Consider the following 21,701-nt stretch of genomic DNA (forward strand, 5'->3'; position numbering starts at 1 on the left):
GCAGGGCCGGCGACAGCGCCAGAGTATGCAGCAAGCGCCGCGCACGCCCGTGCGCGGCGCGCGGGCAGCGTCAGTGGATCGAGAAGCGTGCCCGGCAGCCGCGGTCGACCCAGATCCCGCCGCGGTCGGTGCCCCAGCTCTGGCCGTAGCGGCAATCCGCGCGGCTGAGCACGCGCTCGATCTCCACGCGGCCGCGCCCGATGTTCGCGGGGCAGCGGCGGTAGTGCCCGTCGTCGGACTCGCAGGTGATGCTGCTGCCGTAGTAGCCGCCGTCGTAGCGGTTGTCGTCGCGCCGGTCGTCGCGGTCGTTGTGCTTGTCGGCGAGGATGGCGGCGCCGATCAGTCCCAGCACCAGGGCCCCCGCGACGGCCGCGTCGCGGTTGTTGCCGTCGTCGCGGCGATGGTCGTTCCAGCCGCTGCCGGCGAATTCGGCACGGCACCCGTTGCTCACCCACACCCCGCGGTGGTCGTACCCCCAGGTATCGCCCTGCCAGCAGCCGGCGTGACTGAGCTGCCGCACGAGGCGGATGCCGCCGCGCGTGTCCACGTCGCAGTAGTTGGTCTGGTGCGATTGCGACTCGCAGCGGAAGGTCGACTGGGCCTGCGCCACCTGCGGGGCCGACAGCCCCGCCGCGCAGGCGAGCGCCGCCAGCAGCGGCATCCAGCAGACGGTGCGGATCATGGCTGTTTCTCCCGGCGGGCATGGCGCATTTCATCGAGCGACAATGTGCCGTTTCCGTCCGCGTCGACGTCCGCGAACACCTGCGGAACGGCATCCTGGAACTGTTCGTGCGACAGATGGCCGTCGGCGTCGGCGAACGTCGCGATGCGCGCGTTGTCGGGAATCTCGTCGCCGGAAAGCCGCCCGTCGCTGTCGGCGTCGAGGCGGCCGAAACGGCGCGCCATCGCGTTGCGGAACTCCTCGGCATCGATCGCGCCGTCGCCGTTGCGATCGAGGCGGTCGAACAGGCCCTCCGGCGTGTCGGGCGCCGGCGCGGCTGCAGGCGCATCCGCGCCGGGTGCGGCGCTTGCCGTCGTTGCCGTGGCCGGCGCGTCTTCCGCCGATGCCGTGGTTCCGGCCGCCTGCACTGCAGCGCCCGCAAGCAGCAGCAGGGCCAAGCCTGCCGAGTGTCGCCGATGTCCGATCATCGTCCGCCCTCCCGATGCCCCTGTCGACGCACGTTATGCGCCCGTGCGCGACGCCGCGCAAGTCACAGGGCATACGCGCGGACGGCCATGTTGCACCGCCGCACCATTGCGGTAGGCTCGGCGAATGACCGCCGACACCGCCATCCATCCCGACACGCCGCTGCGCGAGGTCGCGCTGCCCGCCACCGACCAGTGCCTGCGCGAGGACGTGAACCGCCTCGGCGCACTCGTCGGCGAGATCCTGGCCGAACAGCGCGGCGACGACTTCCTCGCGCTGGTCGAACGCGTGCGCGTCGCCGCCATCCTGCGCCGGGAAGCCGAAGCGCCGGCCGACGAGCTCGCCGCACAGCTCGACGGCATCGATCCGGAAACCGCCGAAGCGGTGGTGCGCGCGTTTTCCACATACTTCAACGCGGTCAATCTGGCCGAACGCGTGCACCGCATCCGCCGCCGCCGCGACTACCAGCGCGACGGCGACGCGCCGCAGCCCGGCGGCCTGGTCGACGCGCTGCAGCGGCTCCGCGCCGACGGTGTCGGCATCGACGAGCTCGCGACGCAACTCGCGCGTCTGCGCATCGAGCCGGTGTTCACCGCGCACCCGACCGAAGCCGTGCGCCGCGCACTGCTGGAGAAGGAACAGGAAGTGGTGCGCTGCCTGGTCGAGGACATGGACCGCACACTCACGCCGCAGGAGCGCCGCGCCGACGTCGAACGCATGCGCACCGCGTTCACCGCCGCGTGGCAGACCGCCGAGAGCCCGCCGGAACGTCCGACCGTGGCGGACGAACTCGAGCACGTCGGCTTTTACCTCTCCGACGTGCTCTACCGCGTGCTGCCGGTGTTCTACGAAATGCTCGAGGACGCGCTGCGCGAGGTCTATGGCGCAGAGCAGGGCACCGTGCCGCCGCTGCCGACCGTGCTGCGCTTCGGCTCGTGGGTGGGCGGCGACATGGACGGCAATCCGAATGTCGGCGCCGACACCGTCGCCGCCTCGCTCGCGAGCCAGCGCGGCGCGATCCTGGCTGCGTATCGGCGCGATCTCGCCAAGCTCGGCAGCGTGCTGAGCCAGTCGACCACGCGCGTGGCGGTCTCCGACGAGGTGCTCGCCCGCATCGACGATTACCGCGCGCGGTTCCCCGACGCCGCCGCCGCGATCCGCGCGCGCCACGCCGACATGCCGTACCGCAACCTGCTGACGCTGATGGCGGCACGGCTGGAAGCGACCGAACTCGACGTGCCGCTCGGCTACGACGGCCCGGACGGCTTCATCGCCGATCTCGAACGCATCGGCCGCAGCCTTGCCGCACACCGCGGCGAACACGCCGGGGGTTTCGCCTTGCGGCGCGTGCTGTGGCGTGCGCGTTCGTTCGGATTCCATCTGGCCACGCTCGACGTGCGGCAGGATTCGGCCGTGCACACCGAGGCACTCGGCGTGTGCCTGGCCGACGCGGATTTCGCGCAGGCCTCCGTCGCCGAGCGCGTGAAGCGCCTGACCGCGGTGCTGGCCGAGCGCGCACCGCCGGCCTCGATGGCCGGCGACGTCGCTGCGGCCGAACCGACGCTCGCGGTGTTCCGCACGCTGGCGCAGGCGCGCCGACGCTACGGCGCCGCCGCGCTCGGCCCGTACATCGTCAGCATGAGCCGCAGCGCCGCCGACGCGCTGGCCGTGCTCGCGCTTGCCCGCTGCGCCGGCGATACCGATGCGAACATTGCCATCGACGTGGCGCCGCTGTTCGAAACCGTCGCCGACCTCGAAGCCGCGCCGGACGTGCTCACCGCGCTGCTGTCCGAGCCACGCTACAGCGAGCATCTGCGCGCGCGCGGCAACCGCCAGGTGGTGATGCTCGGCTATTCCGACAGTTCGAAAGACGCCGGCATGATGGCCTCGCGCTGGGCGCTGCAGCAGGCGCAGATCGCGCTGTTCGCACTCGGTCGCGAGTACGGCGTGCGGGTCGAGTTCTTCCACGGCCGCGGCGGCAGCATCAGCCGCGGCGGCGGCAAGACCGAGCGCGCGGTGATCGCCGCGCCGCGCGGCACGGTCGACGGTCTGTTGCGCGTCACCGAGCAGGGTGAGGTCATCCACCGCAAGTACGGCATCCGCGCGCTCGCGCTGCGCAACCTCGAACAGACCACCGGCGCGGTGCTGCGCGCGACGTTGCGCCCGCGCCCGCCCGAGCTGCGCGAGGCGGCGTGGCGCGCGCGCATGCGCGAGATGGCACAGGTCTCGCGCGATGCCTACCGCGCGCTGGTGCACGAGGATGCGAGTTTCCGCGATTACTTCCGTGCCGCGACGCCCATCGACCTGATCGAACGCCTGCGTCTGGGCTCGCGCCCGCCCAAGCGCGCCGGCAAGGGCGACGTGAGTGCGCTGCGTGCCATTCCGTGGGTGTTCGCGTGGTCGCTCAACCGCTGCGGCCTCACCGGCTGGTACGGCGTCGGTGCGGGGCTGACGCACGGCATCGAACAGTGGGGTGTCGAGGCGCTCGCCGAGATGGTGCGCGACTGGCCGTTCTTCGCCGCCCTGGTCGACGATCTGGAAATGGTGCTGGCCAAGTCGGACCTGGAGATCTTTGCCGGATACTCGCGCCTCGCAGGCCCCCTGCACGACGATTTCTTTGCGCGCATCGACGCCGAGTTCGACCGTGCGCGCGATGCCGTGCTTGCGCTCAAGGGCGCGGACGAATTGCTGTCCGGCGACACGCGCCTGCGGTTGTCGATCCGTCTGCGCAATCCGTACGTGGATCCGATCAACCTGCTGCAGGTGGAGCTGCTCGAACGCTGGCGCGCGAACGACCGGCCGGACGATGCCGACTATCGCGCGCTGGTGGCCACGGTCAACGGCATCAGCGCGGGCGTGCAGAACACCGGCTGACCGCTACACTGCATCGATGACCGACACGACGCCGATTGCGGACCTCGCCCCGACGCTCGCCCGCCTGCGTGCCGCGCAGGCCGCACGGGTGCCGGACTACGCCCAGCGCATCGACGATCTCGAACGCCTGCGCAGCGCATTCAAGGCCCGGCTCGACGCGATGAACGCGGCGGTGTCCGCCGACTTCGGCCACCGCTCGCGGCACGAGACGCTGGTCTCGGACGGCATGACCGTGCTGGGCGAGATCGACCATCTGCGCCGCCATCTCAAACGCTGGATGAAGCCGCAGCGCCGCCGCGTCGACATGCTGTTCCTGCCGGCGCGTGCGCAGGTGCGCGTGCAGCCGCTCGGCGTGGTCGGCGTGATCTCGCCGTGGAACTATCCGGTGAACCTCGCGCTGATGCCGCTCGCGGTGGCGATCGCGGCCGGCAATCACGTGTACCTCAAACCGTCCGAGCACACGCCGCGCACGAGCGAGTTCCTGCGCACGCTGCTGGCCGACGTGTTTCCGGCCGAGCGCGTGGCCGTGGCGCTCGGCGACGGCGACGTGGCCGCCGCGTTTTCGGCGCTGCCGTTCGATCATCTGTTTTTCACCGGCTCCACCGCGGTGGGCCGCAAGGTGCTCGCTGCCGCCGCGCCGAACCTGACGCCGGTCACGCTGGAACTCGGCGGCAAGTCGCCGGCCATCGTCGCGGATGGCTACCCGCTCGACCGTGCTGCCGCACGCATCGCGTCCGGCAAGTGGCTCAACGCGGGGCAGACCTGCATCGCGCCGGACTACGTGTACGTGCCGCGCGCGCAGCGCGATGCGTTCGTCGCGGCGCTGGCGCAGGAGGTGCGGGCGCGATATCCGACGCTCGACGACAATCCCGACTACACCCGCATCGTCAACCGCGCCCAGTTCGAGCGCCTGCGCGGGTATCTCGACGATGCGCGCGCGCACGGCCTGACCGTGATGCCGCTCGTCGCCGTGGACGACGCACGTGCCGCCGAACGACGCGTACTGCCGCCGACGCTGGTGCTCGAACCGGGCGACGACGCACGCGTGATGCAGGACGAGATCTTCGGCCCGATCCTGCCGATCCTCAGCTACGACGAACTCGACGCCGTGCTCGCCGCGGTCAACCGCCGCGACCGCCCGCTCGCGCTCTACCACTTCGACCACGACCGCGAACGCACGCGGCGCGTGCTCGACGGCACCGTGGTCGGCGGGGCGGCGATCAACGATACGGTGCTGCAGTTCGCCCAGGCCGACCTGCCGTTCGGCGGTGTCGGTCCGAGCGGCATGGGCCACTACCACGGCCGCGAAGGCTTCCTCACCTTCAGCAAGCAGACCTCGGTGTTCTGGCAGGCACGGTTCACCGGCATGGCGCTGTTCAAGCCGCCGTACCGCGGGCTCGCCGACCGGCTGGTGAAATTCCTGACGCGCTGAGCGTCGGCGGTGCCGCCGCAGCGGCACCGGCGACGCCCGAGCCGGATCAGTCGGCCGCTTCGAAGTGGTCGCCGAAGATCGCGATCGGCACGATGCCGCTGCCGCTGACCGGCGCGGTGAGTTCGCCGGCATTGCTGGAAACGCGCAGCAGGGTGGCGAAGGCGCCGGCGGACTGCGGCGCGAAGGCAAGCTCCACGCTGCACGATTCGCCGCTCTCGAGCACCGTGCCGGCGAGGCAGCCGTTCGCCGTCACGGCGAATTGCGCGGTGTCGTCGAGGACGGCATCGGTCGTCAGCGTGAGCGGCGTGGCGCCGTCGCCGGTCAGCACCAGCGTCGCCGTGGCGCTGGTGCTGCCGACCAGCAGTTCGCCGAACGCGGCGTTGCCGCTCCAGCTGCCGCCGATGTCCACGCCCTCGCCGGACAGCGCGAGGGTCACGAGGCCCGCGTTGGTCGGCACGCGCAGCACCGCGGTCTGCGTGCCGGTTGCGGTCGGTGCGAAGCGCACGCCGACGGTGCAGGTTCCGCTCGTGCCCAGGTCCATGCCGTCGACGCAGGTGCCGGCCTCGACGATGAAGTGCGCGGGATTGTTCATGCTCGGTGCCCCCGCGAGCTGCAGCGGCGCGCCGCCCACGCTGGCGAGGGTGAATTCGCGCAGCGGTCCGGCGTGGCCGATGCCCACCGTGCCGAAGTCCGCATCGCCGCTCCAGGCCCCGCTCGCGACGACGCCGGTGCCGCCGAGCGGCACGCTGAATTCGCCGGCATCGGTGGCGATGCGCAGCACGGTGGCGTGCGGTCCGGGCGATTGCGGCGCGAACCGCACGGTGACGGTGCAGGTCGCGGCCGGTTCGAGACTGCCGCCGGCGGTGCAGGTGCTGGCTTCGATCGCGAAATGCGTCGCGTCGTCGAGCGTGGCGTCGGTGTCGAGCGACAGCGGCGCATCGCCGGTGCTCGTCAGCACCACGTCCTGCGCATCGCTCTGCCCGGATACCGGCGTGTCGGCGAACGGTGCCGGCGTGGTGATGGCGGCGTCGGGCTGCGGGCCGATCGGTCCGGTGCCGTGCACGATCAGCTGCCAGTTCTGCCACGTGCCGGAGAAGCCGTCGTTGACCGCGTCGCGCACGCGCAGGGTCCAGTCGCCGTTCGGATCCTCGCCGCGGAAGGCATTCGCGCCGAACTTCCAGTTGCTGAAGGCCGTGCCGGAATTGTCCGGGGAGCGACGGCGCAGCAGGCGGATTTCCGTGCCCGACGGCGAGACGAGCGTGACCTCCATCTGGCCGCGGCGCTGGTGCGCGGCGCTGAAGATCACCTCGACGTGTTCGACCGCATCGATGTCGCTGTCCACGGTGATGCTGTCGGTGGCGCCGCCGCCTGCGGCCGCGTTCGGGATCGCGATGGCCGGCGTGTGCACCGGCGAGACGGATTCGATTGCGGGCGCAAGCAATTCCCACGTGGTGGCAAGTTCCACCGCCGCGCCGGCATCGATCATGCCGTAGCCGTAGAACTCGTTGAAGTGCAGGCCGGCGCCGTTGTCGAACCAGCCGGCGTGGCCGGGATTGACCTTCACCGCGGTGAGCGCGAGCACCTGCTGCACGTCGCGCCAGGTGAGCTCGGGGCGCGCGTCGAGCATCAGCGCGACAATGCCGGCCGCCAGCGGTGCGGCCGACGAGGTGCCGCCGAACGAGTTGGTGCAGCCACCGCCAAGATTGGTAGTGGTGATGCCGCGCGAACCGCCGTTGGTCGGAGCGGCCACGAGCAGCGCCGCGCCGTGTTCGCCGTACCACGGCGTGCCGCCTTCGCTCGTGACGCCTGCCACGGCGATGACCTGGCGCATGCTGGCGTAGCCGTCGGCGCCGACATCGTCGGTGGTGCCGCCGTTGCCGGCGGCCCACACGTAGATCGTGCCGCGACCGTCGCGGCCTTCGGCGGCCGACTGTTCCATCGCCGCGCGCGTGAGCGGGCCCGGCCCTTCGACCGTGGCGCCGTTGTCGCTCGGACCCCAGCTGTTGCTGGAGATGGCCACGTCGTCGACCATCCAGGCCAGCGCCTGCGCTTCGGTGGCATCGCTGACGAAGCCGTCGATGAGCCGCAGTCCGGCGATCTGCGCGCGATAGGCCGCGCCCACACCGCAGCTTCCGCCATCGTCGGCCGCCGCCGCCACGCCTGCGGCGGAGGTGCCGTGGCCGTGGCTGTCGTTCGGATCGGGGTCGTTGCCGTTGAAATCGAAGCTCAGGTCGGCGCGGTAGTTCGGCGCCAGATCCGGATGCGCGTGCGCGACGCCGGTGTCGGCCACCGCGATGACCACCCCGTTGCCGACCACGCCCGCGTCCCAGGCTGGTTGCACATTGGCGTCCACGCTCGCGAGCGCGCCGCGGATCAGGTGCCACTGGTTCGGGAACAGCGGGTCGGTGGGCAGGCGCGGGTAGCGCTGGCGCGGCACCTGGTGTTCCTGCCAGAGGATGTCGGCCGCGCGCGCCAGGCGATGGTCGATGGCCGCACGCTGCGCTCCGCCGCCGGCGACGAGGAACAGATACGTGTCGGGCAGCTTCGCGATCGGGCCGAGGTTCACCGCGCCGGCGGCAGCGGCGGCGGCGGCGGGGTCCGCGCCGGGGCGAAGGCGCACGGCCCAGGTGTCGTCGCGCTGCGCGGCATCGGGAAGCGCCGGCGCCGGCAGGCTCTGCGCCGTGGCGACGGCGGGCAGGAACACGGTGGAAAGCGCCAGCGGCAGCGCCAGCAATCGCGAAACGGACATCGGTCACCCCGGGAAACGGTCGGGCCACACGGCGTGGGCCACACGATTCCCGAGTGTAGCAACCGTTCCGCCTGCATTCACCTTGCCGTGGCGAGCGCTTGAATTCGCCGTCGCCACCCGTCACCTTGCCCGGATGACCGACACCACCAATCCCCTGCTTGCCGACCGCCCGTTGCCGGCGTTTTCCCGCATCGAACCCGGCCACGTCAACCCCGCCGTCGACGCGCTGCTCGCCACCTTCCGCAGCGAGGTCGAGCGCCTCGTCGCCGATCCCGCCGCGCGCACGTTCGACACGCTCATGCAGCCGCTCGAAACGCTGGAGGAAACGCTCAACCGGGCGTGGTCGCCGGTCGGCCATCTGCACGGCGTGAAGGACACGCCCGCGCTGCGCGACGCCTACGGCGAGGCTCTGGAAAAACTCACCGACCATTCGACCGAACTCGGCCAGAACCGCGCCCTGTACGACGCGGTGAAAACACTGCGCGACGGCGCGGACTTCGCCCGGCTGGACCGTCCCCGCCGCACCCTGGTCGACGACAGCCTGCGCGGCTTCCGCCTTTCGGGCGTGGCGCTCGAATCGCCGGCGCGCGAACGCTTCGCGGCGATCCAGAACGAACTGTCGAAGATCACCACCGAATTCGGCAACGCCGTGCTCGACGCCACCGATGCGTGGACCCGCCCGCTCGCCGATGCCGAGCTGTCGGGCCTTCCGGACTCGGCGCGCGCGATGCTGGCGCAGGCGGCACGCGACAAATCCCTCGACGGCCATCTGGCGACGCTCAAGGGCCCGGTGGTGACCGCGATTCTCACCTACGCCGACGATCGCGCACTGCGCGCCGAGATCTACCGCGCGTCCGCCACGCGGGCCTCGGACCAGGGCCCGAACGCGGGCCAGTTCGACAACTCGGCGCGGATCGAACGCATCGTCGCGCTGCGTCACGAAGCCGCGTTGCTGCTCGGCTTCGACAGCGAGGCGCACCTGTCGCTGGCCGACAAGATGGCCGGCACGCCCGAGCGCGTGCTCGGTTTCCTGCACGATCTGGCCGCGCGGGCGCGGCCGGTGGCCCTGCGCGAACTCGACGAACTGCGCGCGTTCGCGCGCGAGTCGCTCGGCATCGACGACCTGCAGCCGTGGGACATCGGCTACGCCAGCGAGAAACTGCGCCAGCGGCGCTTCGACTTCAGCGAGGAAGACCTCAAGCCGTACTTACCGCTCGACGCGGCGATCGCGGGCCTGTTCGCCGTGGCCGAGCGCGTGTTCGGCGTGCGCCTGCGGCAGCGCGACGATGTCGATCTGTGGCATCCGGACGCGCGCTACTACGACGTGCTCGACGCCGACGGCAGCGTGCGCGCCGGCTTCTACGTCGATCTGTACGCGCGCAGCGGCAAGAAGGGCGGCGCGTGGATGGACACCTGCCGCAACCGCCGCCGCGACAACGACGGCACGCTGCAGCCGCCGGTGGCCTTCCTCGTGTGCAACTTCGCGCCGCCGAGTGCGGACACGCCGTCGCTGCTCACGCACGACGACGTGGTCACGCTGTTCCACGAATTCGGCCACGGCCTGCACCACATGCTGACCGAGATCGACCTGCCGTCGGTCGGCGGCATCAGCGGCGTGGAATGGGACGCGGTGGAACTGCCGAGCCAGTTCATGGAGAACTTCGTGTGGAAGCGCGAGGCGCTCGATCTGTTTGCGCGCCACTGGAAGACCGGCGAGGCGCTGCCGGACGCGCTGCTGCGCAAGATGATCGCCGCGCGCGATTTCCAGGCCGGGATGTTCCTGGTGCGGCAGCTGGAGTTCGCGCTGTTCGATTTCCGCGTGCACCTGGAATTCGACCCGGCGCGCGGGGCGCGGGCGCTGGACATCCTCGACGAGGTGCGGCGCGAGGTCGCGGTGATCGTGCCGCCGGAGTGGCATCGGTTTCCGCATGCGTTCACGCACATTTTCGCGGGCGGTTATGCGGCGGGTTATTACAGCTATCTGTGGGCCGAAGTGTTGTCGGCGGATGCGTTTGCGGCGTTTGACGATGCCGGGATTTTCGATTCGGTAACCGGGGCGCGCTATCGCGAGGAGATTCTTGCCGTGGGTGGATCGCGGCCGGCGCTGGAGAGTTTCGTCGCGTTCCGCGGACGCGAGCCGGATCCGGCGGCGTTGCTGAAGAGCTACGGGTTGGCGGCTTGAGGATTCAAGCTGTTTTTTCGATCGGTAACGGCTCTTCTTCGGGGTGCCCCCATCCGCCTGCCGGCACCTTCCCCCGCTACGCGGGAGAAGGGAACTTCGTTGTCTGCTGTTCGAAGACCGAAGCACTCGAAACATCTGAAAGCCGATTCGAAGATGCCCTTCTCCCGCGTAGCGGGGGAAGGTGCCGGCAGGCGGATGGGGGCCACCCGCCGAACCACTGCGCGTCTCCGGACGCCCCAATCCGCAACCCCGTCAGGCCAGAAACCGCATCGCCGCCGCCAGCCCGTCCGGCGTCAGCGCGTACATCTTTTGCTCGACCAGCTGCTGCACGATCTGCGTCGACTGATGGTAACGCCAGCGATCCGGCGGATTCGGATTGATCCAGGCGACCTTGCGGAAGTGGCGCTTCACGCGCTCGAACCAGACCTCGCCCGATTCCTCGTTCCAGTATTCGACGCTGCCGCCGGCATGCGTGATCTCGTACGGACCCATCGCGGCGTCGCCGACAAAGATCACCTTGTAGTCGGGATTGAAGCGCCGCAGCAGTTCGGTGACCGACGTGCGCTCGGTGGCGCGGCGGCGGTTGTCCTTCCACACGTGGTCGTAGAGGAAGTTGTGGAAGTAGAAGTGCTCGATGCGCTTGAACTCGGACTTCGACGCGGCGAACAGCGCTTCGCACACCGCGACGTGGTCGTCCATCGAGCCGCCGATGTCCAGGAACAGCAGCACCTTCACCGCGTTGTGGCGCTCGGGGCGCATGCGGATATCGAGCATGCCGGCCTCGCGCGCGGTGGCGGTGATGGTGCCATCGAGGTCGAGTTCGTCGGCCGCGCCTTCGCGTGCGAATCGGCGCAGGCGGCGCAGCGCGATCTTGAAGTTGCGCGGGCTGAGCTCGGCATCGCCGTCGAGGTTGCGGTAGCTGCGTTGCTCCCATACCTTCGCGGCCATGCGTTGGCCCCCCTTCGCGCCCACACGCATGCCGTTCGGATGGAATCCGCCGGCGCCGAACGGGCTGGTGCCGCCAGTGCCGATCCAGCGGTTGCCGCCCTGGTGGCGGTCCTTTTGCTCGGCGAGGCGTTCGCGGAACTGCTGCATCAACTCGTCGAGTCCGCCGAGTTCCCGGATCTTCGCGCGCTCCTCGTCGGTGAGCAGGCGGTCGAAGGCCTGCCGCAGCCATTCTTCGGGCACCTGCGCGAGTTGCTCCATGTCGATGCGTGCGATCTGGCCGAAGAACTTTCCGAAGGCGCGGTCGAAGCGGTCGAAGTGGCGTTCGTCCTTCACCAGCACGGTGCGTGCGAGTGAGTGGAAGGCGTCGAGATCGGCGAAGGCGAGGTCGGCCTGCAGCGCGCCCATCAGGTCGAGCCACTCGCGCAGCGTGACCGGCACGCGCTCGGCGCGCAGGGATTCGAACAGGCCGATCAGCACGGGTGCGTCGCCGTGTCAGGCGCGGTTGCCGCGCCGATGCATGAAGGCCAGGCGTTCGAGCAGTTGCACGTCCTGCTCGTTCTTCACCAGCGCGCCGTAGAGCGGCGGGATGGCCTTGGCCGGATCGCGTTCGAGCAGGGCGCTCGCGGGAATCTGGTCCGCCAGCAGCAGCTTGAGCCAGTCGATCAGTTCGGAGGTGGACGGCTTCTTCTTCAGGCCGGGCACGTCGCGCAGGTCGAAGAACATGTCGAGCGCGCGTGCGACGAGGTCCTTGTCGATGTCCGGGTAATGCACGTCGACGATGCGCTGCAGCGTGTCGCGATCGGGAAAGGCGATGTAGTGGAAGAAGCAGCGGCGCAGGAACGCGTCCGGCAGTTCCTTCTCGTTGTTGGAGGTGATGACGATGATCGGGCGCTGCACGGCGCGGACCGTTTCGCCGGTTTCGTAGACGTGGAACTCCATGCGATCGAGTTCGAGCAGCAGGTCGTTCGGGAACTCGATGTCGGCCTTGTCGATCTCGTCGATCAGCAGCACGACGCGCTGTTCGCTCGCGAACGCGTCCCAGAGTTTGCCGCGCCGGATGTAGTGGCGCACGTCCTGCACGCGCGGGTCGCCGAGCTGCGAGTCGCGCAGGCGGCTGACGGCGTCGTATTCGTACAGGCCCTGCTGCGCCTTGGTGGTGGACTTAATGTGCCAGGGAATCAGCGGCGCGCCGAGGCCGCGCGCAAGTTCCTCGGCAAGCAGGGTCTTGCCCGTGCCCGGTTCGCCCTTGATCAGCAGCGGGCGCTGCAGCGTGATCGCGGCGTTGACGGCGAGTGTGAGCTCGTCGCTGGCGACGTAGCGATCGGTACCGGCGAATTTCATGCGGTCATGTCCGGTGGGATGGCGGTGCATGGTAGCGTCGCTCGTGCTGCGGTGCAGCGAGGGCATGCCCAGGGATCCACGCTGGCGCCGGTTGCGCGGGCGAACTAAGGTATCGGCTCCGCCCCCGGCAGGGAACGCGCATGGCCGAACTCAAGACGCAGAAGACGCTGGCAAGCCCTGCCGCGTTTCTGGCGACGGTGACCGACGAGCGCCGCCGCCGCGACGCGCAGGCGGTGTGCACACTGATGCAGGAGGTCACCGGCGACCCGCCGGCGATGTGGGGCCCGGCGATCGTCGGCTTCGGCCACTGCCGCCTGCGTTACGAGAGCGGACGCGAACTCGACTGGATGCTGGTGGGTTTCTCGCCGCGCAAGGCCGCGCTCACGCTGTACATCATGCCGGGCTTCGACGCCTACGACGGGCTGCTGGCACGGCTCGGCCGGTTCACCACCGGCAAGAGCTGCCTGTACGTCAAGCGGCTGGACGAGGTCGACATGGATGTGTTGCGCGAACTGGTGGCGCGGTCGGTGCGGCACATGCGCGAGCGGAACGGCGTCGCGGACTGACGCTCCGGCCAGGGACGGCGCACGATGAAGAGCAACTGCCCCTGCGGCCGCATCCTCGACTACGCACACTGCTGCGGCAGGCTGCACGCAGGCGCGCCGGCGCCGGACGCCGAGACGCTGATGCGCTCACGCTACACCGCCTACACGCGGGGCAACGTCGACTACCTTCTGGCCACCTGGCACCCGTCCACGCGTCCGGCCGTGCTCGATCTGCAGGACAAGTCGGCCGCGCGAACCGCGTGGCTGGGGCTCGATGTGGTGGCGCGCAAGGCCGACGGGCCGGACCACGCCACGGTGGAGTTCATTGCACGGTTCCGCGTCGGCGGAGGCTCGGCCCAGCGACAGCACGAACTCTCGCGCTTCGTGCGCGAGAACGGGCTGTGGTTCTACGTCGATGGCGACCTGCTCGACCGCGACGCGCTGCGGGCGCGCGTCGCGTCGCGTCGCTGAGCGGACGTCAGCCGCAGCGCACGCCGGTGACGATGGCGTTGTCGTCCACGTCGACGTTGAGTCGCTCGGCATTGAATTCCATCGTCACCATCTGACCGGGCTTGAGACTGCGGACAACGCGCGCGCCGGCGTCGACCCGCGCGCGTTCGAGCAGGGCTTCGTCGAGGGACTGGCCGATCGCCCACTGCGCCTTGGAGGCGTCGCAGGCGTCCGCGGGCGCGGTTGCAGGCGCCGTCGTGGCGGTGGACGACGCAGGCGCCGACGGTGCGGACGCGGGAGCCTCGGGCGCCGGCGGAGTGCAGCCGGCTAGCGAGAGCGCGAGGGCGGCGACGAGCAGGACAGGGCGTGTGCTTGCGGGAGTGGACATGGCGTTTCATCCTTTGCGGCGGACGCCAGTGTCCGATCGATGCGGCGCGCTGTCGAGCGCGGCCTGTGCATCGGTCGTCGCAGGTTCAGCGGTTGTCTTGCGGCAGGCACGACCGACCGCGGTGCAAAAGCATGGCCTTGCGACGCAGGCCGTGCCCTCCGATGCACGGACTGGCGCCGCTTGCGGCGGAGGCCGACCGCCTGTCTGCTGCGACGGCGCAGAGAAGCCATACGCGTCCGATTCCGCGATGCGGCTCGTCGCCGTGCATGGTGCCTGCGATGCCGACGACGGCGAGACAACAGCAGGCCCAGCCGTCCCTGGCCGGGTCTGCTGTTGCGGAACGTCGATTCAGTCCTCGAAGCCGTCGGCGAACAGCACGTCGAGCCTGAGCTTGGCTGCGAAAAAGTCGTTGTTCTGGTCCGTCTTGAATGCGTGAGCGGCAATGTATGCGCCTTCGTTGCCGCGCACCGCGAGCCCGGCGGGCGCGTTGAAGCCTGCGTCCGTCCCGAAGTCGATCACTGTGTGGCCTGCATTCAGGACCTGTCCCAGACCGAACTGCCCGTCGCGCATGCCGTCGGCATCGAACCGCATCACATCGACGAACGTATACGGAAAATCGTCGTAGACGCGCGTTCCGAGCGCGAGAATCTTGCCGCTGTCCTGCAGCGCGATCGAGCGGAACGCGAGGGTATCGACCGTGGGAGTCACGGCAGTGAATCCGTTGTCTTCGCCGAACCCTCCGATGTCCAGTGCGCCGAGGTCGGAACGGATCTTGCCGAGGAAGCCGCTTGCCTTGTTCGCGCTCAGCTCCACCGATCCGGCCACCAGCAGGGCATCGTCTTCCGCATCGGGATCGGCCACGGCGATCACGTCGTTGAAGACGGTGTCACGGTCCGGGCTGTTGTCGCGCTGCACCGCGAGCTCCTCGGCATCCGCCTGGCTGTTGGGAGCGCCGTCGATCCGGACGACGAGTCCGGCCAGATCGGTGGTGTTGACGCGCACCGTGTCGCCGACGCCGACGATCTTTCCGTCCGACGTCAGCGCAACGGCACGCACGACATGTCGCGCGTAGGCGTCGGTGTCCCGCACCAGGGCCAGCCCCGGCTTGCCGAGCACGTTCCCGAATGTCGAATCCACGTTTCCGCCGGCTTCGAAGCGCGCGAACGCGGCGTAGGTGTTGGAAGGCGAGGTCCGTCCGACCGTCCCGGCGACGACGATCTTTCCGTCCGGCTGCACGACGACGTCGCGTGCAATGTCCTGGTCACCCGGAAAACTGCTCGGCGAGACGCAGCTGGAATTGGTGCCGCTGTCCGGAAACACGACATTGGTGCCGTTGTTGGCCGAGAACTGGCAGACCACCATGTCGTAGTCCGGCGCATTCGCCGTGGTATAGCCGGAAACATAGACGCGGTTTTCGTCCGGCGACAGCGCGATTCCGGTGGCCACGACGTTCGCCAGCAGCGACACGTTGCGGCTGTCTCCGCTGAACCCCGTGAGGATCTTGCCGTCCGGGCTGAGCTTGGCGATGCCGATGTGATCGAGATTGTCCGCCCCGGTCACCGTGCCCGCGATGTAGAACGAGCCGTCGCTGCCCTGGACGGCGGCCGTGGCCGTATCCCGCTTGAGGACGCCCAGATCGAACGGCAGCTGTGCCTTGCCGCCGCCGAAGCCCCAGGAGCTGTCGAACGCGCCGGGCGTTGCGGCAAGCGCCGAGGCGCTGCACAGTGCCAGCAGGGCGGCGCCGGCGATGCGTGAGTGGATGGTCGACATGGGCGACTCCTTTTTGTGTGGGTACAAAAAGGCCGTACGCGGCGGCCCGGGCCGCAGCGCATGCCCCGACGGTTTCGTTCAGCGAGCAGACGGGTCCTGCGGCCTCTTGGCGTGACACCCAGCGGCACAGGCAGAATGCGATGCGCCGTCGCAACCTCACCCCAGGATTCCCATGCGCATCGCCAGCTGGAACGTCAATTCCCTCAATGTGCGCCTGCCACACCTGGAGCAGTGGTTGCGCGAGCGGGCGCCGGATGTCGCCGCGCTGCAGGAAACCAAGCTCGAGGACAGCCGCTTCCCCGATGATGCCCTCGCCGCGCTCGGCTACCACAGCGTGTTCGCGGGGCAGAAGACCTACAACGGAGTCGCCCTGCTGTCGCGCATGCCGGCCACGGACGTGCAGATCGGCATCCCGGGATTCGAGGACGAGCAGCGCCGCGTCATCGCGGCCACGTTCGGCGATCTGCGCGTGGTGAACCTGTACGTGGTCAACGGCCACAGCGTCGGCAGCGAAAAATACGCCTACAAGCTGCGCTGGCTCGACGCCGTGCACGGCTGGCTCGCGTCCGAGCGGCTGCGCTGGCCGAATCTCGTGGTGCTGGGCGACTTCAACATCGCGCCGGCCGATCGCGACACGCACGATCCGGCGATCTGGAACGACGACAGCATCCTCACCTCGACCGCCGAACGCGCCGCGCTGCGCCGGCTCGAAGGCCTCGGCCTCGCCGACAGCTACCGCTGGTTTTCCGATGAAGCCGGGCAGTTCAGCTGGTGGGACTACCGCGCCGCCGCGTTCCGCCGCAATCTCGGACTGCGCATCGATCTGGTGCTCGCGAGCGAGGGCCTGCGTCCGCGTGCGACCGGCGCCGCGATCGATCGCGAGCCGCGCACGTGGGAACGCCCGAGCGACCACGCGCCCGTGTGGCTCGACATCGACTGAGCTCCGCGCGCGGTCAGCGCGCCAGCAGCGTGCGCTCGAACTCCTCGACCGGCATCGGGCGGCCGAGGTGGAACCCCTGCAGCTCGTCGCAACGCAGCAGGCGCAGCAGCTTGGCCTGTTCCTCGTGTTCGACGCCCTCGGCCACCACGCGCAGGTCGAGCGCGTGCGCAAGACCGATCATGTTGGTGACCAGGGCCAGCGATTCGGGATTGTCGGCGATCTGCGCGATGAAGGCCTGGTCGATCTTGAGCACGTCCACCGGCAGGCGCGAGAGGTAGTTGAGCGACGAATAGCCGGTGCCGAAATCGTCGATGTGCACGCGGAAGCCGAGCGCGCGCATGCGGCGCAGCACGTCGATGCTGTGGTCGATGTTCTCCATCAGCAGGCTTTCGGTGATCTCGATGTCCAGCCGGTGCCCGGTGCCGCAGGCGGCGATGCTGGCGGCGCTGTCGGCGACGAAGTCGTCGCGGCGCAGTTCGCGTGCCGACACGTTCACCGCCAGGCGCAATTCCGGGTGGCCGGCCTCGCGCCAGCGGCGCGCGATCGCGATCGCGCTGCGCATCACCCAGCGCCCGGTCGGCACGATCAGGCCGGTGTCCTCCAGCACGGGAATGAATTCCGACGGCGCGATGAGGCCGCGTTGCGGATGCCGCCAGCGCAGCAGGGCCTCGGCGCCCGCCAGCACGTCGCCGCGCGCGGCGAACTTGGGCTGCAGGAACAGTTCGAATTGGTTCGCCTCCAGCGCCACGCGCAATTCGCGTTCGAGCGCGATGCGGCGCTGCGCGCGGTCGCTCAGCGCCTCGCTGTACATCACCACGCGCTCGTTGCGGTTGCGCGCCTCGGCCAGCGCCGCGAGCGAATTGCGTTCGATGGCCTCCACATCGGTCGCGTGCCGCGGCGCCTCGACCAGCCCGCAGCGCAGTTCCGCATACACGTGTTCGCCGTCGACGTTGAACGGTTCGCCGCAGCAACCGTCGATCAGGCGTGCCATGTCGTCGCGCGCCGTTTCGCCCGCGCCGTCCGGCAGCACGACGGCGAAGCTGTCCTCGACCGGATGCGCGAGCACGGCCGACGCCGGCAAGCGCTCCCCGAGCCGGCGACCGATGCTGCGCAGCAGCTCGTTGCAGAAGTCGCGGCCGCGCGAGTCGTTGAAGTAATGGAAATGCACCACGTCGAACATCGCCACCAGCAGCGGCCCCTGGCCGAGTCGCGTTCCCACCAGTTCGCCGAACGCGGCCCGGTTGGGCAGGCCGGTGAGCGGGTTGTGGTAGGCGAGGTATTCGAGGCGCTCGCTCTTGGCGATGAAATCGAGCGCATGGTCGAGGTCGGCGCCGAGGCGTTCGAGCAGCGCCACTTCGTCGGCGTCGAAGTCATGCGCCTGGCGGCTGTGCAGCAGCAGCACGCTCGTCATGTCGCGGCCCAGCGGCAGCAGCACGAGGGCGTGGGTGCCGGTGCGGGCGTAGGCCTCGCGCACCAGCGGGTCGGAGTGCAGCGTCGCCACCTCCCGGATCAGTGAGCGGCGCGGCGTCTGCAAGGCCCGCCGCAGTATCTTCCAGGTGGCATCGGGCGACGCGGACGCGAGATCGCGCACGGTCGCATCGTGCAGGTCGCCGTCGCCGTGGTGGTGGGTGAGCTGGCGCGTGCCCTGTGCGCGGTCGATCTCGACGATGGCCGCGGCCGGGAATTCGCCCTGTTCCACCGCGAGGCGACATGCACGGGTCAGCAGATCGTCGCGGTCGCGCGACACGAGGATGGCGTTGCCGAGTGCGCTGAGCACCGCGTGGATGCGTGCCAGCCGCCGGATCTTCTCGTCCTGCTCCATGCGCAGGGTCACGTCGCGATCGGTGCCGCGGTAGCCGATCAGGGCGCCGTTCTCGCCGAACACCGGCACGCCGCTGCTGTCGAGGATGCGGATGCCGCCGTCGCGGTGCAGCCACGGCATCATCCAGCCGCGCCAGGCGCGGCGGTGGGCGACGTGGCCGAGCATCGTCAGCTCCAGGTCCGCGCGCTGTTCGGAAGGCACGAACTGCATGGCGTCGCGCCCCACCATTTCGCTGGGGTGGTAGCCGAGGATCGTTTCGATGGCGGCGTTGGAGTAGGTGATGCGTCCCTGCGGATCCATCTCCCAGATCCAGTCGGCGGTGCTCTCGACGATGCTGCGGTAGCGCTCCTCGCTGTCACGCAGCGCACGCTCGGTGCGCAGCTGCTGCTGCTGTTGCGCGGCCATGCGCAGGGCGCGCTCCACCGAGGCCGGCAGGCGGCGCAGGTTGTCCTTGAGCACGTAGTCGGCGGCGCCCAGCTGCAGCGCTTCGATCGCGAGCTCCTCGCCGATGGTGCCGGACACGAAGATGAACGGCGTCTGCGGCGCGACGGCGGACACGATGTCGAGCGCCGCGCGCCCACTGAATCCGGGCATCGAGAAGTCGCTCAGCACCACGTGCGGCTCGAACGCCGCGAGCGTGCGCTGCAGGTCGGCCTCGCTCGCGACGCGACGATGCTCGAACGGACGGTCCAGTTCGCGCAGCGAGCGCAGCACCATGTCGACGTCGGCGCTCGAATCCTCGATCAGCAGAACGCGCAGCGTCTGTCCCTGCAAGTATGGCATGGCTCAGCGCGGCGCCTGGTTGGCGAGCATCCAGTACATCCCGATCTCGGCCACCTTCTCGGCGAATTCGGTGAAGTCCACCGGCTTGACCACGAAGCTGTTGACGCCGAGGTTGTAGCTTGCGAGCAGATCGCCCTCCTCGCGCGAGGAGGTCATCATCACCACCGGGATGGTGCGCGTGCGGTCGTCCTGCTTGAGCCGCTGCAGCACCTGCAGGCCGTCCATGCGCGGCATCTTCAGGTCGAGCAGTACAAGGCGCGGGCGCGTGTCGCGGCGCTGCGCCCAAGCGCCTTCGCAGAACAGGAAGTCGAGCGCCTCCACGCCGTCGCGCACCCATTCGATGCGGTTGGCGATGCCGCGCCGCTTCAGCGTGCGCAGCGTCATTTCCGCGTCGGCGGACGAATCCTCCACGAGCAGGATCTCGACCTGGTCGAAGTCGTTCATGCCGGGGCCTCCAGGGGCAGTTCGAAGGAAAATTCCGCGCCGGCGCCGGGCTGCCCGCGCGCGTCCACGCTGCCGCCATGCCGGGCCACCACGCGCTGCACGATGGCGAGTCCGACGCCGGTGCCCTCGAACTCGTCCTGCGCGTGCAGGCGCTGGAACACGCCGAACAGCTTGTCGGAAAAACGCATGTCGAACCCCACGCCATTGTCGGCGACGCGGTAGCGCACCCGATCGCCGTTGCGCGAACCGTCCACCTGGATCTGCGCCGCCGCACCGCGCGGCGCGCTGTACTTGATCGCGTTGGAAAGCAGGTTGACCCAGACCTGTCGCAACAGGGACGAATCTCCCACGCACGGCGGCAGACGCGAAATCTCGATCACGCTGTCGGGCTGGCCGTGCCAGTCCAGCTCGCGGCAGGCATCGCGGACCAGCGCGTTCATGTCCACCGGCGCGCGCTGCAGCGGCGTGCGACCCAGGCGCGAGAGCGACAGCAGGTCGTCGATCAGCCGCCCCATGCGCTGCGCGCTGGTGCCGATCTCGCGGATGTAGCGGCGGCATTCGGCGTCGAGCGCGTCGCCCGCATCCTCGGCCAGCATGCGCGCATAGCCGTCCACATGCCGCAGCGGTGCGCGCAGATCGTGCGACACCGAATAGCTGAAGCTCTCGAGGTCGCGCACCGAGTCCTCCAGCTGGCGGGTGCGGCTGAGCAGGGCGGCGTTCAGATCGCGGATGGCGCGCTCGGCCGCGACGCGTTCGCTGATGTCCTGCGCCACTCCGAGAAAGCCCAGCAACGTGCCGCCTTCGTCGCGCAAGGCGCTGACCACCAGCTGCACCGGGAACCGGCTCGCATCGCTGCGCACATAGGTCCAGACGCGTTCCTCCGGCGTGCCGCGTTCGGGCAGCGTCGTGAACACCTCGAACCCCGGCGCCACCGGGGTGCCCAGCTCGCGCGCAAGGGTCACGGCGCGTTCGGCGATCTCGTCGGCGTCGTGGAACACCGCGGGCGTGAGCTTGTCGATCATCTGCTCCGGCCGATAGCCGAGCTTCTCGCTGGCGGCGCGATTGAACAGCGTGATGCGTCCGTCCGGGGCGGTGGCGATGAGCATCGGCCCGGCGCTCTGGAACATGGCCGTCTGCAGGGCGTTCGCTTGCGCCAGCTGGCGGCGCATCGCGTCGGCGTGGTGCAGCATGCGCAGCAGCGCGAGGAAGCCGAGCAGCATCGCGCCCAGTCCCGCGCCGGGGCCGTACAGCAGCGCCCAGCGCAGCCGCTGCGCCGCGGCGATGGCCTGCCGCGAACGCTGTTCGAGCAGGCGTTCCTCCACCACGCGCATCTCGCCCAGCAGCGCCCGGATCGGCTCGATGGATCCTTCGCCCTGCGGCCGGAAATTGTCCCGCCCTGCCTCCACGCCGGCGTTCTGCACCAGCGTCGTGGACTCGTTCATGGCGTTGCGGCGTTCGCCCAGCAAGGCCTCGATCCGGGCGATGCGCGGTGCTTGCGTGGGATTGTCGCGGACAAGCACGGCGAGGTCGCGCAGCAGGTCCAGCGCAAGTCGGGCGTGGGTATCGCGCGCTGCCGCCAGCGCGGCATCGCCCCGCACCAGGAACGCGCGATGCTCCACCTCCATCGAGAGCAGGGTGGTTTCCAGCTGCAGCGCGGTATTGAGCACGCGCAGCGTGTGATCGACCCGTTCCCCGCCGGCTGCGGTCGTCCGGCTCTGGCGGTAGGCCTCGTAGGTGGCCCAGCCCAGCAGGATCAGCGCAACGCCGAATCCCAGCATGATCGCCAGCCGCGCACGCTGGTAGAGCGTGCGTTGCTGGCCCGGCTCGCGCGCACCGCGCTTGCGTTGCATCCTCGGCCTCCCCCGGTCGAGTCGACGATGCTACCG

The 21,701-nt window shown here is 69.6% G+C and carries 16 protein-coding genes; 6 read left to right on the top strand and 10 right to left on the bottom strand.

What is annotated here, in order from left to right:
• Positions 1–70: 70 nt before the first annotated feature.
• Both HNQ52_RS07960 and HNQ52_RS07965 read right to left on the bottom strand, forming a co-directional pair.
• The gene (locus HNQ52_RS07960) at positions 71–682 is read right to left on the bottom strand and encodes a DUF3011 domain-containing protein (RefSeq protein ID WP_183960566.1); all 612 of its coding nucleotides are present in this window, start codon (positions 680–682) and stop codon (positions 71–73) included.
• Positions 679–1,119, bottom strand: a complete 441-nt coding sequence (locus HNQ52_RS07965) for an EF-hand domain-containing protein (protein ID WP_183960567.1) — start codon at positions 1,117–1,119, stop codon at positions 679–681. Before HNQ52_RS07965 ends, HNQ52_RS07960 begins: the two co-directional genes overlap by 4 nt.
• A 154-nt stretch (positions 1,120–1,273) precedes the next feature.
• Between HNQ52_RS07965 and ppc the strand changes: the two genes are divergently transcribed.
• Complete coding sequence (gene ppc / locus HNQ52_RS07970; RefSeq protein ID WP_183960568.1) at positions 1,274–4,021, top strand: phosphoenolpyruvate carboxylase; 2,748 nt, start codon at positions 1,274–1,276, stop codon at positions 4,019–4,021.
• 16 nt (positions 4,022–4,037) lie between these two features.
• A complete protein-coding gene (locus HNQ52_RS07975) occupies positions 4,038–5,453 on the top strand; it encodes a coniferyl aldehyde dehydrogenase (protein ID WP_183960569.1) in 1,416 nt (471 codons plus the stop codon).
• Positions 5,454–5,499: 46 nt separating this feature from the next.
• Here HNQ52_RS07975 and HNQ52_RS07980 read toward each other — a convergent pair whose 3' ends face one another.
• Complete coding sequence (locus HNQ52_RS07980; protein ID WP_183960570.1) at positions 5,500–8,202, bottom strand: S8 family serine peptidase; 2,703 nt, start codon at positions 8,200–8,202, stop codon at positions 5,500–5,502.
• A gap of 133 nt (positions 8,203–8,335) precedes the next feature.
• On the opposite strand from HNQ52_RS07980, the gene HNQ52_RS07985 reads away from it, so the two are divergent.
• Positions 8,336–10,384 carry a M3 family metallopeptidase gene (locus HNQ52_RS07985; RefSeq protein ID WP_183960571.1) on the top strand — a complete coding sequence of 683 codons (2,049 nt, stop codon included), beginning with the start codon at positions 8,336–8,338 and terminating at the stop codon, positions 10,382–10,384.
• 252 nt (positions 10,385–10,636) lie between these two features.
• Here the strand turns inward: HNQ52_RS07985 and HNQ52_RS07990 are convergent, their stop codons facing one another.
• Together HNQ52_RS07990 and HNQ52_RS07995 are read right to left on the bottom strand one after the other, a co-directional pair.
• The gene (locus HNQ52_RS07990; RefSeq protein ID WP_183960572.1) at positions 10,637–11,809 is read right to left on the bottom strand and encodes a VWA domain-containing protein; all 1,173 of its coding nucleotides are present in this window, start codon (positions 11,807–11,809) and stop codon (positions 10,637–10,639) included.
• Positions 11,810–11,824: 15 nt separating this feature from the next.
• Positions 11,825–12,673, bottom strand: coding sequence for an AAA family ATPase (locus HNQ52_RS07995; protein WP_183960573.1), 849 nt, complete (start codon positions 12,671–12,673; stop codon positions 11,825–11,827).
• A gap of 140 nt (positions 12,674–12,813) precedes the next feature.
• Between HNQ52_RS07995 and HNQ52_RS08000 the strand changes: the two genes are divergently transcribed.
• Positions 12,814–13,239, top strand: a complete 426-nt coding sequence (locus HNQ52_RS08000) for a DUF1801 domain-containing protein (protein WP_183960574.1) — start codon at positions 12,814–12,816, stop codon at positions 13,237–13,239.
• Positions 13,240–13,263: 24 nt separating this feature from the next.
• Positions 13,264–13,689 carry a YchJ family protein gene (locus tag HNQ52_RS08005; RefSeq protein WP_183960575.1) on the top strand — a complete coding sequence of 142 codons (426 nt, stop codon included), beginning with the start codon at positions 13,264–13,266 and terminating at the stop codon, positions 13,687–13,689.
• A 7-nt stretch (positions 13,690–13,696) separates the two neighbouring features.
• Here HNQ52_RS08005 and HNQ52_RS08010 read toward each other — a convergent pair whose 3' ends face one another.
• Together HNQ52_RS08010 and HNQ52_RS08015 are read right to left on the bottom strand one after the other, a co-directional pair.
• Complete coding sequence (locus HNQ52_RS08010) at positions 13,697–14,056, bottom strand: I78 family peptidase inhibitor (RefSeq protein WP_183960576.1); 360 nt, start codon at positions 14,054–14,056, stop codon at positions 13,697–13,699.
• A 348-nt stretch (positions 14,057–14,404) separates the two neighbouring features.
• Entirely contained in the window at positions 14,405–15,826 is a 1,422-nt protein-coding gene (locus HNQ52_RS08015) for an NHL repeat-containing protein (protein ID WP_183960577.1), read from the bottom strand.
• A gap of 172 nt (positions 15,827–15,998) precedes the next feature.
• On the opposite strand from HNQ52_RS08015, the gene xth reads away from it, so the two are divergent.
• The gene (xth, locus tag HNQ52_RS08020; protein WP_183960578.1) at positions 15,999–16,766 is read left to right on the top strand and encodes an exodeoxyribonuclease III; all 768 of its coding nucleotides are present in this window, start codon (positions 15,999–16,001) and stop codon (positions 16,764–16,766) included.
• Positions 16,767–16,779: 13 nt separating this feature from the next.
• Here xth and HNQ52_RS08025 read toward each other — a convergent pair whose 3' ends face one another.
• From HNQ52_RS08025 to HNQ52_RS08035, 3 genes are read right to left on the bottom strand one after another with little or no spacing between them, the layout of a single operon-like run.
• Positions 16,780–19,371 carry an EAL domain-containing protein gene (locus HNQ52_RS08025; protein WP_183960579.1) on the bottom strand — a complete coding sequence of 864 codons (2,592 nt, stop codon included), beginning with the start codon at positions 19,369–19,371 and terminating at the stop codon, positions 16,780–16,782.
• Positions 19,372–19,374: 3 nt separating this feature from the next.
• Positions 19,375–19,815 (bottom strand): response regulator, encoded by a 441-nt coding sequence (locus HNQ52_RS08030; RefSeq protein ID WP_183960580.1) that lies wholly within the window; start codon positions 19,813–19,815, stop codon positions 19,375–19,377.
• Entirely contained in the window at positions 19,812–21,665 is a 1,854-nt protein-coding gene (locus HNQ52_RS08035) for a sensor histidine kinase (protein ID WP_183960581.1), read from the bottom strand. Before HNQ52_RS08035 ends, HNQ52_RS08030 begins: the two co-directional genes overlap by 4 nt.
• Positions 21,666–21,701: the final 36 nt, after the last annotated feature.

This window comes from Chiayiivirga flava (assembly GCF_014202825.1).
Taxonomy (GTDB): Bacteria; Pseudomonadota; Gammaproteobacteria; order Xanthomonadales; family Xanthomonadaceae; genus Chiayiivirga; species Chiayiivirga flava.

Coding starts and splice junctions, on each gene's coding strand:
- HNQ52_RS07985 (WP_183960571.1), top strand. CDS start 8,336: ATGACCGACACCACCAATCCCCTGCTTGCCGACCGCCCGTTGCCGGCG.
- HNQ52_RS08010 (WP_183960576.1), bottom strand. CDS start 14,056: ATGTCCACTCCCGCAAGCACACGCCCTGTCCTGCTCGTCGCCGCCCTC.
- HNQ52_RS08000 (WP_183960574.1), top strand. CDS start 12,814: ATGGCCGAACTCAAGACGCAGAAGACGCTGGCAAGCCCTGCCGCGTTT.
- HNQ52_RS07975 (WP_183960569.1), top strand. CDS start 4,038: ATGACCGACACGACGCCGATTGCGGACCTCGCCCCGACGCTCGCCCGC.
- HNQ52_RS07980 (WP_183960570.1), bottom strand. CDS start 8,202: ATGTCCGTTTCGCGATTGCTGGCGCTGCCGCTGGCGCTTTCCACCGTG.
- HNQ52_RS08005 (WP_183960575.1), top strand. CDS start 13,264: ATGAAGAGCAACTGCCCCTGCGGCCGCATCCTCGACTACGCACACTGC.
- xth (WP_183960578.1), top strand. CDS start 15,999: ATGCGCATCGCCAGCTGGAACGTCAATTCCCTCAATGTGCGCCTGCCA.
- HNQ52_RS08015 (WP_183960577.1), bottom strand. CDS start 15,826: ATGTCGACCATCCACTCACGCATCGCCGGCGCCGCCCTGCTGGCACTG.
- HNQ52_RS08035 (WP_183960581.1), bottom strand. CDS start 21,665: ATGCAACGCAAGCGCGGTGCGCGCGAGCCGGGCCAGCAACGCACGCTC.
- HNQ52_RS08030 (WP_183960580.1), bottom strand. CDS start 19,815: ATGAACGACTTCGACCAGGTCGAGATCCTGCTCGTGGAGGATTCGTCC.
- HNQ52_RS07960 (WP_183960566.1), bottom strand. CDS start 682: ATGATCCGCACCGTCTGCTGGATGCCGCTGCTGGCGGCGCTCGCCTGC.
- HNQ52_RS07995 (WP_183960573.1), bottom strand. CDS start 12,673: ATGAAATTCGCCGGTACCGATCGCTACGTCGCCAGCGACGAGCTCACA.
- ppc (WP_183960568.1), top strand. CDS start 1,274: ATGACCGCCGACACCGCCATCCATCCCGACACGCCGCTGCGCGAGGTC.
- HNQ52_RS08025 (WP_183960579.1), bottom strand. CDS start 19,371: ATGCCATACTTGCAGGGACAGACGCTGCGCGTTCTGCTGATCGAGGAT.